We start from the raw sequence: 11,878 nt of genomic DNA, 5'->3' as shown, positions 1-11,878 counted from the left end.
GCCATAAGAAATGGATTTGACTAGGTACTCACTTTCTCTTTGGGCTACACTGCATGCGCAAACGTTGGCGGTGCAGAAATGAAACCGCTTTTCATCCGTAGATTTTGGAATAGTGTTATGAAAACGTTAGGCGAATTTATCGTCGAAAAACAGCACGATTTCTCTCACGCCACAGGTGAGCTTACCGCGCTGCTGTCTGCTATTAAACTGGGCGCCAAGATTATTCACCGTGATATCAATAAAGCCGGTTTGGTTGATATCTTGGGTGCCAGCGGTATTTCTAATGTTCAAGGCGAAGTGCAGATGAAGCTCGATCTGTATGCCAATGAGAAACTGAAAGCTGCATTAAAAGCGCGTGGTGAAGTGGCAGGTATCGCCTCTGAAGAAGAAGACGAAATTGTCATCTTTGAAGGCGACAAGGCGGAAAACGCTAAATATGTGGTCCTGATGGATCCACTGGACGGCTCGTCAAATATTGATGTGAACGTCTCTGTCGGTACGATTTTTTCTATTTATCGCCGTATTACGCCGCTGGGAACCTCAGTCACGGAAGCTGACTTCTTGCAGCCGGGTAGCCAGCAGGTTGCTGCGGGTTACATCGTTTACGGTTCTTCTACCATGCTGGTGTACACCACGGGTCACGGCGTTCACGCTTTTACCTACGATCCATCGCTCGGTGTATTCTGCCTCTCGCATGAAAAAGTTTGCTTCCCAGAAAAAGGGAATATGTATTCCATCAACGAAGGGAACTACATCAAGTTTCCTGCCGGCGTGAAGAAATACATCAAATACTGTCAGGAGCAAGATGAAGAGACGCAGCGTCCTTATACGTCGCGTTATATCGGTTCACTGGTAGCGGATTTCCATCGTAACCTGCTGAAAGGCGGGATTTACCTGTACCCGAGCACGGCGAGCTATCCGAAAGGCAAACTGCGTTTGCTGTACGAATGCAACCCGATGGCGTTTTTGGCGGAGCAGGCGGGTGGTAAGGCTAGCGACGGCAAAAACCGTATTCTGGATATCGCGCCAGAGAAACTGCATCAGCGCTCACCGTTCTTTGTGGGAACAGAATCCATGGTTGATGACGTTGAACGTTTCATCCGTGAATTTCCCGATGCTTAATTAGCACTATTCCGTGTTGTCGGGTTCTCTGCCAATGCGGGATTGTTTTTATGGCGTGCTGTCCGGCACGCCATTATTGGCGGGCTACCGCAAGAGACGTTGAAAACGCTCTCCGCGTTTTTTAATGTTGTGCTTCGAACCAGCTTTCCAGAATAATCACCGCAGAAGCCGCGTCTACACTACCTTTATCCAACGCTTTAAAACCACCGCGTTCAAAGAGATCGGCGCGAGCTTCCACCGTACTCAATCGTTCATCATGTAGTTCAATAGCGACACCAAAACGACCGTGCAGTCGGTTAGCAAATTTCCGCGCCCGTGCCGTCAGCGGCTGCTCGGTGCCATCCATGTTGAGTGGCAGGCCGACAACGACCAAATCTGGCTGCCATTCTGACAACAGCTTCTCCACTTTTTGCCAGTCGGGTATCCCTTCCTGCGCCTTGAACGATGTCAGTGCGCGTGCCGTACCGGTAATTTCCTGACCGATTGCAACGCCGATACTTTTTGTCCCAAAATCAAAGGCAAGGAGGGTTCTGTTGCTCATCAGGCATGTCCTGCTTCAGTGGAGATATTATGAATATCGATGCCCAACTTTCTGGCCGCTGCTCGCCAGCGTTCGGCAATGGGCGTGTGGAACAGAATCTCTTTATCGGCTGGCGTCGTCAGCCAGGCATTATCCAGCAGTTCCTCTTCCAGTTGGCCGTTCTCCCAGGCGGAATAACCTAAGGCAACCAGCGTATTTTTCGGCTGCTTGGACGTGCCTAACGTTTCCAGTACGTCTTTTGAGGTGGTGATCATGGTGTCCTCAGAAATACTGATGCTCGAACCAAAGCCGGAACTGGGCGTATGCAGGATAAAGCCACGGTCGTCTGCCAATGGGCCACCGATAAACACGGGTTTATCTAATCGGATGGCAGGATCGCGTGGTGTTGGATCTATTTTTAGCTTTTTCAGCACATTTTCCACGGAAAATTGATCCATCGGTTTGTTGATGATCAGCCCCATGGCTCCGTCTTCATTATGTTCGCAGATATAGACCACCGAACGTTTAAATACAGAGTCCTGTAGTGCTGGCATAGCAATGAGGAAGTGATGCTGTAAATTCATTGTGTATTTTTATCGATATCCGTCAGCGTTGGAGAAACGGCCCGTGTTGCGCGGGCCGAGTGGCGTGTCAAGTGTCCCTGATTAGCGGGTGCGTGCAGCCAGACGTGTTTCAATCGCGTCCATCAGCATGCCGGTGATAGAAACATCCGGGTAGGCTGCTTCGATTTCACGCACGCAGGTCGGGCTGGTGACGTTAATTTCTGTCAGACGGTCACCGATGATGTCCAGACCGACGAAAATCAGACCTTTGGCTTTTAACGTCGGGGCGACGTCGCGAGCGATTTTCCAGTCGCTTTCGGTCAGCGGACGCGCTTCGCCGCGACCACCGGCGGCCAGATTGCCACGTGTTTCACCGCTTTTCGGGATACGCGCCAGGCAATAAGGGACGGGTTCGCCATCGACGACCAGCACGCGCTTGTCGCCATCTTTAATCGCAGGCAGATAGTTTTGCGCCATGCAGTAGCGGCTGGCGTGTTCGGTCAGGGTTTCGATAATAACCGATACGTTGGCGTCATCCTGCTTCAAACGGAAAATAGAGGCACCGCCCATGCCGTCCAGTGGTTTGAGAATAACGTCGCCGTGTTTTTCATGGAACTGACGCAGTTTGTCTGCGCGACGCGTGACGAGCGTATCGGGAGTCAGGTGTGGGAACCAGGCGGTGAAGAGCTTCTCATTGCAATCGCGCAGGCTTTGCGGCTTGTTGACGATCAGCGTGCCTTTCTCTTCTGCGCGTTCCAGGATATAGGTGGCGTAGATGAACTCCGTATCGAACGGTGGATCTTTACGCATTAACACGACATCCAACTCTTCCAGCGCGATATCCTGCTCGCCGGAGAAATCGTACCAGCCGTCGTAATCGTACTGGACGCTCAGGCGGCGCGTTGTTGCACGTGCGACGCCAGCATGCATATAGAGATCGTTCATCTCCATATAATGCAGTTCCCAACCACGGCGCTGTGCTTCCAGCAGCATGGCAAAGCTGGTGTCTTTCTTGATATTGATGGTGTCAATCGGGTCCATCACGATACCGAGTTTGATCATTCTTTTCTCCTTTACCCCAAATCGCCGAAACGTACCTGTAAGGCGGTCATGGCGGTGAGTGCAGTGGTTTCTGTGCGCAAGACGCGTGGCCCCAACAGGATATCAGTGAATCCGTGTTCTGAGGTCATGGTAATTTCGGTGGCGGTGAGTCCGCCTTCCGGGCCGATCAGCAGCCTGACTCGATCTACTGGCAGCGGCAGCGTATTGATACTTTGTGTAGCGCGCGGGTGCAGATTTAATTTCAGCGCGTTGTCTTGCTCCGCACACCAGGCTTCCAGCGTCATCGCTGGCCGAACCAGCGGCACACAATTGCGACCAGACTGTTCACAGGCGGCAACCGCAATTTTTTGCCACTGGCTAATTTTCTTCTCCATACGCTCTGCATCCAGTTTTACGCCACAGCGTTCAGACAGCAGCGGCGTAATAACATTGACGCCCAGCTCGATGGATTTCTGAATGGTAAACTCCATCTTTTCGCCGCGCGACATCACCTGTCCCAGATGTAAATGTAGGGGCGATTCTTTATCTTCCAACTTACCTGCTGTGAAGCTAACGCGCACACTCTTTTTTCCAGCCGCGATGATTTCTGCATCAAAGACATGATTGCTGCCATCAAACAGCTGCAATGACTGGCCCGTATTCATGCGTAATACACGACCAACATGGTTGGTGGCATCGTCGCTTAGTTCGGCTTCACCACCGTTAAGGGGGAGCGTCTCGGGATGAAAAATGCGTGGTACTCGCATACTGAATTAAGACCTTTGAATGAAATTAATCGACGCAGGAACGCCATAAATAGGTAAAACCACCGTAATTTGACGGTGGTTGCGCTGGAAACTGATTCGCTATAGTAGGTAGACGAATTAGCGCTGGCAAGCCTGTTGAACGTAGGGATTAGGGTTTCCCTGTTTTGCGGCGATGCGCTGATTGCGCGTACATTCCCACTGCGTGACGGGATATTGCTTATCCCAGGCTTCAAACAGCTGAGTCTGCTGGCTGGAAAGGCGTAACTGATAGCGGTCGCGCATGTAGAAGTAGGTACGAGCGATCTGGCCGCGGGCGCGAGCAGGCGGTTCTGCCAGATTGTTTTTGAAGTCGACCTTCATCTCGCATTGACCATATTGGGATGCGCCACCGTTCCATTGTCCATACATGGCATTGCCGCGATCGCCATTAACTTCGCCGATAGCGGGTTGCAGGTTATGCAAGTCCGTTTCTATTTCACGGTAGACGGGGTCGCTGTTACAGTTCTTTCGGCCACCATCCTGCCAGCATTGGCGCTGGTGGCCGAACTGCCAGGCGGGAACAACATGCTCCCACTCGATACGGCTGGCACGTTGTTCATTTTTCCTGACCTGATAACCGCAGGATTCAAGGTCGGGCGTGCCTTTCTTGCCTTGCCACGTAATTTTGCAGCCACAGTAGAACGAACCCGGTGCGTCCCGATTAATGTCGACTGCGGCGGCTTTTGCCTGCGAAAAATTATTGATGTTTTGGCTCAGCGCGGCAGTCGAAAACAGACCCGCGCCAACGGCGGCGATAGCGATAATTTTGCGTAGCATATTCCAAATAATCCACAGACGGTAAAGTTGGCAGACTACCGGATGTCTCGTCGGCAGGCAAATTCAAAAGCAGTTTTTAAAACTGAAAATTCCCTTTTAAATAGAGCTTTTTACATCATGTCGTAAGGTTTTCCCGCAACGACGGCAGCGATATTCTGTTTCGCCACGCAGTATCCGATTGTGTCGGCGGATCGTTAGCTCATGCCGTTGGCAATCGCAGAGGTAGGTGAAGGTTTGCCCTTGCACGGATTGCACTGCAAACCGATGCGTGCGCTTTGCTGGGACATGCAGGACGCTTTCCATCATCCAGCGCCACTCTTTGCCATGGGGGGCGACACGACCAAAACGCGCGTAGACCAGCAGATGAGCCAACTCATGAGGAACGACTTCATCGATAAAGGTTTGCTGGTTTTCCTGCAACAAGACGGGGTTCAGCCGAATTTCCCAGTGTTGTAACCAGGCTGTGCCTGCCGTAGAACCTCGCTGTTGGTAATTTACCGTCGGTTCGGTGTAGTCCGTCTGCAAGGTGAGGTTGGCCTGCTGCAATTTATCACGCAGGCAGCGCATTACAGCCTGATGGCTGGCAATGGGAATTCGGGGAGTGTTCATTTCTGTGAGCATAAATTGAGTGGCAGGGAGACGCAATAGGCGAAGCGGAGAGAAATCAGAATGAAAAACGGCGAATTTTCATTCGCCGTTTGGTGCTTATTACATCGCTGGATTACAGGCCAGCAGCTTCACGCAACTGCGCGGCTTTGTCCGTTTTTTCCCATGGGAAATGCTCACGGCCAAAGTGACCATAGGCTGCTGTTTCCTGATAAATCGGATGCAGCAGATCCAGCATCTGGATTAAGCCGTAAGGACGCAGATCGAAGAATTCGCGCACCAGCAGGGTCAATTGCTCGGTGGACACTTTCTCTGTGCCAAAGGTTTCGATCATGATGGACGTTGGCTCTGCAACGCCGATAGCGTAGGACACCTGAATTTCGCAGCGATCGGCCAGGCCAGCAGCAACGATATTCTTGGCAACATAGCGTGCGGCATAAGCGGCAGAACGGTCTACTTTAGACGGATCCTTACCGGAGAATGCACCGCCACCGTGACGTGCCGCGCCGCCGTAGGTATCAACGATGATTTTACGACCGGTCAGGCCGCAGTCACCCATTGGGCCACCGATAACAAAGCGTCCAGTTGGGTTGATGAAATATTTGGTGCTGGCAGACAGCCACTCTGCAGGCAGAACCGGTTTGATGATCTCTTCCATCACCGCTTCATGCAGATCTTTCTGGCTAACGTCTTCTGAATGCTGGGTAGACAGTACCACGGCATCAATACCGGCAATCTTGCCATCGTCGTACAGGAACGTAACCTGGCTTTTCGCATCTGGACGCAGCCACGGCAGAGAACCGCTCTTGCGGACTTCTGACTGGCGCTGAACCAGACGGTGTGCATAAGTCACAGGCGCTGGCATCAGTACGTCGGTTTCGTTGGTCGCGTAACCGAACATCAGGCCTTGGTCGCCTGCGCCTTGTTCCAGCGGATCGCGGCGGTCAACGCCTTGATTGATATCAGGAGACTGTTTGCCAATTGCGCTCAGTACGGCACAAGAGTTGGCATCAAAGCCCATTTCAGAATTGACATAACCAATATCACGTACGGTACGACGGGTAATTTCTTCAATGTCGACCCAGGCGCTGGTAGTAATTTCACCACCGACTAACACCATCCCGGTCTTTACATAAGTCTCACAAGCGACACGCGCTTTTGGGTCTTGCTCCAGAATGGCGTCGAGAACCGCATCAGAAATCTGGTCAGCAATTTTATCTGGGTGTCCTTCAGAGACTGACTCGGACGTAAAAAGGTGTTTAGCCATGAGTTTCTTTACCTTCAAATCAAAGCCGTTAAGCAGTGTATCAGTTAATCGATATAGACGGATTAACATCTGGATGGCTATTCTAGGTCACCTTCTGGCCTCAGTGCCAGTAGTTTTTCGCATTAGCTGACCATCGTCCTTTTATCATCGGCCGTTTTTTCTTTTACAAGAGATGACTGGCAGTAATTTTCATTTTGCTTTTACAGCAGCATGTCGGTATAAACGGCGATCTGTGGCGGTATGGTGTACGCCGCGACATGGTGAATGTCTTATTGATAGCTGACCGCACAGCCTGCGGCGCACGTGGAGGTGGTAGGATTAATGATCCGTTGTTTACTGAGTATATTGCGCTCGCAATATGTCCCTTTTGACGCTACCGCGTCAGCGACTCAACCCTTCTTTTCCGTTTCTCGACGTTGCCTGTCTTTAAATTCGACACAGGACTCTAGGGCTGGTTAATCTGCCTGTTATTCTTTCTGCCAGAAGCATTTAACACCTTTCTGGTCACGTTCGCCCGGTGATTTTCACGACGAGTTTTATCGACCCGTAACACGGAGCCTGACAACGTGTTTTACACTAATAAGAGTAATAAAGTGACGGCATACTTCACTACGCCGGTTTTTTTACTGTCGATGCCGCATGTTGCAGGTATGCTCATGTGGGCTGTTCATTCAGGTACTGATGTGATTAGCAGTCTAGAAAAAGAAGAGGTTCGTTATGTCTGACGACATGATTCATCACGGCTCGTCAGCGACGGGTAAACATGAAAATTTGCGCTCTATGCAGGAGGTTGCCATGAATGACCGTAATGCCAGCGAAATGCTTCGTACCTACAATATTGCCTGGTGGGGCAATAATTACTATGACGTCAATGAACTCGGCCACATTAGCGTGTGCCCGGATCCAGACGTCCCAGAAGCGCGCGTCGATCTGGCCAGACTGGTCAAAGATATGCAGAAAGAGAACCATCAGCGCTTGCCTGCGCTGTTCTGCTTTCCGCAGATTCTTCAGCATCGCCTGCGTTCTATTAACGCTGCGTTTAAACAGGCTCGCGAGTCGTTTGGCTATGAAGGCGGCTACTTTCTGGTTTATCCGATCAAGGTTAACCAGCATCGCCGCGTCATTGAGTCACTGGCTAATTCCGGTGAGCCGCTGGGTCTGGAAGCCGGTTCAAAAGCTGAGCTGATGGCGGTACTGGGCCATGCTGGCATGACCCGTACTGTGATTGTGTGTAACGGCTACAAAGACCGCGAATACATCCGTCTGGCACTTATCGGCGAAAAGCTGGGCCACAAAGTTTATCTGGTCATCGAGAAGATGTCCGAAATCCGACTGGTGCTGGAAGAAGCTGAACGCTTGAATGTGGTGCCGCGCCTTGGCGTTCGTGCGCGTTTGGCCTCTCAGGGGTCGGGCAAGTGGCAATCTAGCGGTGGTGAAAAGTCCAAGTTTGGTCTGGCGGCGGTTCAGGTGCTGCAACTGGTTGAGATGCTGCGTGAAGCTGGAAAGCTGGATAGTCTGCAATTGCTGCATTTCCATCTGGGATCGCAGTTGGCGAATATCCGTGATATCGCAACGGGCGTACGTGAATCCGCGCGCTTCTATGTCGAGCTGCATAAACTGGGTGTAAATATTCAGTGCTTTGACGTCGGCGGCGGTTTGGGCGTGGATTATGAAGGAACGCGCTCTCAATCTGATTGTTCGGTGAACTATGGCCTGAACGAGTACGCGAACAACGTGATTTGGGGCATCGGTGATGCCTGTAACGAAAATGGTTTGCCACACCCAACGGTGATCACCGAATCTGGCCGTGCGGTCACCGCGCACCATACCGTGTTGGTTTCCAATATTATCGGGGTGGAACGTAACGAATTCAGCGAACCTACTGAGCCGGAAGACGGCGCTCCGCGTGCGTTGGAAAGCCTGTGGTCAACCTGGAAGGAAATCAAGCAGCCGGGCAAACGCCGTTCGCTGCGCGAGTGGCTGCATGACAGCCAGATGGACTTGCACGATGTGCATACCCAGTACACACACGGTATGTTGGATCTGACACAGCGTGCGAAAGCGGAGCAGCTTTATCTGAGCATCTGTCAGTTGATTCAGGAACAGCTGGACCCGAGTAATCGTGCTCACCGGCCGGTGATCGATGAATTACAGGAACGGATGGCTGACAAGCTGTATGTCAACTTCTCGCTGTTCCAATCCATGCCGGATGCATGGGGTATCGATCAGCTGTTCCCGGTAATGCCGCTGGAAGGGCTGGATAAACCGCCTGAGCGTCGTGCTGTCCTGCTGGATATCACCTGTGATTCTGATGGCTCGATCGACCATTATGTCGATGGTGACGGAATCGCGACGACGATGCCAATGCCGCCTTACGATCCAGAAAATCCGCCGCTGCTAGGCTTCTTTATGGTCGGCGCCTATCAGGAAATCCTCGGGAACATGCATAACCTGTTCGGCGATACGTCGACGGTTGACGTATTTGTCTTCCAGGATGGCACCGTTGAGATTGAAGAGTCTGATGAAGGCAATACGGTTGCCGACATGCTGGAATATGTGCAGCTTGACCCTAAAGTCTTGATGACGCGCTTCCGCGATCAGGTCAAAGAAACCGATCTGGATGCTGAGCTTCAGGCTCAGTTTATGGAAGAGTTTGAAAGCGGGCTGTACGGTTATACTTATTTGGAAGATGAAGAATAAGCGTGACTGAGTAAAAAGGGATGCAAGTTAGCATCCCTTTTTTTCGTCTATCGATCAGATAAGCGAATGACTCATATTGATATCGGCTGCTGGTTTTGGAAGGGAATCAAATTCTTCAATGACGCTGTCTTTGAAGATAATTTTAGCAATAAGCAGTAAAGAGTTTTTATCCTGAACGCCATATTTATTCAGTAATCTTGATTTACTGTTCAGTACTGATTTTTTATTTAACCCGATGAGATCGGCAATCGCTTCCGCTGTGTAGCCCGCACACCAATACTGGAATACGGCATATTCAGATTTTGATAACCTGACGGGACTGAATAAACGGCGGTCGTGTAGGTGAACGAAATCGAGTAATTTATAAAACGAATCTATGGCTGCTGACTTTGAAATAAGAATCGTTTTTTCGTCAATGCACACAGGGGGATGATTGGGGGAATTATTGATGATAACGAACGATGACGCCATATTATAAAAGTGAGTTCTTATCGACTCATAGTATTCCTCAAAGCCCTCGCTACTGCCGTCAATGATGAAAATACATTTTTTCTTTCCTGGCTGCAGCGTAAACCTGTTGACGGGCTTTATCGAGAGCATAGGAATACTCGATAGGATTTCCCGTAATCCTACCGTGGTAAAGTTGCATTTACTGAAAATTCTCACATCCATGATTTTTAACACATATGAGTTTATTGTCTGAAAGTGGCCACAAACCAATAATCGTTGCTGATGTTATCCAGTTATTAAGAAATCGCGATCTTGAAATGCTTTTAAATCGCTAAAAGATGGAGCCTCTAGAGAAACCTGCGGGAGAAACAACAGGTTTTATCATATATCTATATGATTAAACTGGAAAAAGTCTTATTGGTTTAACATAGTATGCTTGATTTACTGGTTTATTTCTATCTTTAAATACATGGGGTTATCCCATCCTCCCTGTTATTAAGGCGTGTATGTCTTCGTTAATCGTGGTTGCCTGTTTTTCCGTATGCCGCCGCATTCATTCTCTCAGTTGCTTTCTTGCATCTGGAAATCGGGCGAGTATCGTTTCTTAAAAAGAGAACGGAAGGTAAATATGATTGAAAATAGCTATCTATTTATATCTATTAATTCTTAAATCCTATCATAGTAGCGATAGCAGTGATTGAGGGTCACTGTTATGTAACAGCTTACAGTGAATATGACGGGGATGATAGTGGTCGGATGACTAGCGGGCAATTGAGATTTTTTCAATTGCCCCAGTGTGCATTTTTTGCGAGTAATCAGCGTGTGAGATTATTTCTCGGCAGCAATGCGTTCACGAATGTGTTTGGCGCGGCCTTCAGATGAAGGGTGGGAATCAAACATGCTGCTCTCATGGCCAGCATCCAGTTTCGCGAGTTTCTCAAAGCTGCTCGCCAGACCGTCGCGATTGATGCCGCGTTTCTTCAGAAAATCAAAGGAATAGTCATCAGCTTGCGTTTCTTGGGTTTGAGAGAATTGGGAATTCACTAATTTTTCGCCCAGATCGGCTAACTGAGATTGTGACAAGGAGGCCGCCATGCCGCCAGCAGAGCCGATTGCAGTACGCGCGGCCGTCGCGGCATAAGCAACCTGCATGGCTTTACGCGTGTGTCCCAGCGCTACGTGACCCATTTCGTGGCCGAGTACGCCTTCCACTTCATTGTCGTTCATCATGTCCATCAAACCGCTGTATACCCGGATACAGCCGTTCGCCATTGCCCAGGCGTTAACATCTTTTGTCAAATACACCTTGTAGTTTGCTGGTGTGCCGTTGATATCGTGGCCTAGCGCATCCGCAATTTTATTCAGGCGCTGCGTGTATTTGCTGTCTGCAGGGGCAATTTTTGCCTCTTTATCCATTTGCTCACAGGATTGATCGCTGAGCGCTTTAACCTGAGCATCACTGAGTGTTGCCGCCTGGAAAGCCTGTGCACCGGATTGCATTAAGGTGTTGGTGTTTAAATTCTGGCAGCCAGTCAGCAAGGTTGCGACACACAGCGCCAGTACAGAAGAACGAATTGCCATAAAAATCATCTCCCTACGATAGTGTTTGTTTTTTAATATGAAAGAAAAACGACCATAAACTACCCGAAAATAGCATTGAGAAATAGATCAGAAAATCTGATTTGTCTTCTTTTCGATAACCAACGGTTGATAAATCTTGTTTCCGTGCGTTCCAAAAAGGCACGATAGATAAAGGCGAACCCACTGGAAAACATGGCGTATGGTGCTGCAATCAACTGCACAATTGATAAAAGAACCGCCATTGATTCGTTAGCCAATAAATCCCTGTTTTTTGCTCACGGTTCCATGTGCATTCGCTACGTTTTTCATGTACATTTGTAATCATATTTATTTTGTCATTCCTGTTTAAGTTGCTGATTTATATAAATTATACAGGAAGGCATTCGTTCAATCCGATCTGGAGTCAAGCATGTCCTCTCGTAAAGAACTTGCCAATGCTATCCGT

At 49.6% G+C, this 11,878-nt stretch carries 11 protein-coding genes; 2 read left to right on the top strand and 9 right to left on the bottom strand.

Going from position 1 to position 11,878, the window contains the following annotated elements; genetic code table 11:
• The first annotated feature begins 117 nt into the window (after nucleotides 1-117).
• The gene (fbp, locus tag A0G03_RS18405) at nucleotides 118-1,122 is read left to right on the top strand and encodes a class 1 fructose-bisphosphatase (RefSeq protein ID WP_048262526.1); all 1,005 of its coding nucleotides are present in this window, start codon (nucleotides 118-120) and stop codon (nucleotides 1,120-1,122) included.
• 121 nt (nucleotides 1,123-1,243) lie between these two features.
• On the opposite strand, the gene ruvX is transcribed toward fbp, so the two are convergent.
• From ruvX to metK, 7 genes are all read right to left on the bottom strand, one after another.
• A complete protein-coding gene (gene ruvX / locus A0G03_RS18400; protein ID WP_011095422.1) occupies nucleotides 1,244-1,663 on the bottom strand; it encodes a Holliday junction resolvase RuvX in 420 nt (139 codons plus the stop codon).
• Entirely contained in the window at nucleotides 1,663-2,226 is a 564-nt protein-coding gene (locus tag A0G03_RS18395; protein WP_048262524.1) for a YqgE/AlgH family protein, read from the bottom strand. Before A0G03_RS18395 ends, ruvX begins: the two co-directional genes overlap by 1 nt.
• Before the next feature lie 81 nt (nucleotides 2,227-2,307).
• Nucleotides 2,308-3,267: a glutathione synthase gene (gene gshB / locus A0G03_RS18390; RefSeq protein ID WP_048262523.1), complete on the bottom strand. Its 960-nt coding sequence runs from the start codon at nucleotides 3,265-3,267 to the stop codon at nucleotides 2,308-2,310.
• A gap of 11 nt (nucleotides 3,268-3,278) precedes the next feature.
• The gene (rsmE, locus tag A0G03_RS18385; RefSeq protein WP_048262521.1) at nucleotides 3,279-4,013 is read right to left on the bottom strand and encodes a 16S rRNA (uracil(1498)-N(3))-methyltransferase; all 735 of its coding nucleotides are present in this window, start codon (nucleotides 4,011-4,013) and stop codon (nucleotides 3,279-3,281) included.
• 117 nt (nucleotides 4,014-4,130) lie between these two features.
• Complete coding sequence (gene endA, locus A0G03_RS18380) at nucleotides 4,131-4,829, bottom strand: deoxyribonuclease I (RefSeq protein ID WP_048262519.1); 699 nt, start codon at nucleotides 4,827-4,829, stop codon at nucleotides 4,131-4,133.
• Nucleotides 4,830-4,925: 96 nt separating this feature from the next.
• Nucleotides 4,926-5,438: a SprT family zinc-dependent metalloprotease gene (locus A0G03_RS18375; protein WP_048262517.1), complete on the bottom strand. Its 513-nt coding sequence runs from the start codon at nucleotides 5,436-5,438 to the stop codon at nucleotides 4,926-4,928.
• Between the two features lie 112 nt (nucleotides 5,439-5,550).
• Nucleotides 5,551-6,702 (bottom strand): methionine adenosyltransferase, encoded by a 1,152-nt coding sequence (gene metK, locus A0G03_RS18370; RefSeq protein ID WP_048262514.1) that lies wholly within the window; start codon nucleotides 6,700-6,702, stop codon nucleotides 5,551-5,553.
• A 717-nt stretch (nucleotides 6,703-7,419) separates the two neighbouring features.
• Here metK and speA point away from each other — a divergent pair.
• A complete protein-coding gene (speA, locus tag A0G03_RS18365) occupies nucleotides 7,420-9,402 on the top strand; it encodes a biosynthetic arginine decarboxylase (protein ID WP_048262512.1) in 1,983 nt (660 codons plus the stop codon).
• A 54-nt stretch (nucleotides 9,403-9,456) separates the two neighbouring features.
• Here the strand turns inward: speA and A0G03_RS18360 are convergent, their stop codons facing one another.
• Together A0G03_RS18360 and loiP are read right to left on the bottom strand one after the other, a co-directional pair.
• Entirely contained in the window at nucleotides 9,457-10,002 is a 546-nt protein-coding gene (locus A0G03_RS18360) for a helix-turn-helix transcriptional regulator (protein ID WP_048262510.1), read from the bottom strand.
• Nucleotides 10,003-10,680: 678 nt separating this feature from the next.
• Entirely contained in the window at nucleotides 10,681-11,433 is a 753-nt protein-coding gene (gene loiP, locus A0G03_RS18355) for a metalloprotease LoiP (RefSeq protein WP_048262508.1), read from the bottom strand.
• Nucleotides 11,434-11,878: the final 445 nt, after the last annotated feature.

The sequence above is a fragment of the Pectobacterium peruviense genome (assembly GCF_002847345.1).
GTDB lineage: Bacteria > Pseudomonadota > Gammaproteobacteria > Enterobacterales > Enterobacteriaceae > Pectobacterium > Pectobacterium peruviense.
Note: the sequence above shows the minus strand (reverse complement) of the source record. Positions and strands in the feature narration are given on the sequence as shown.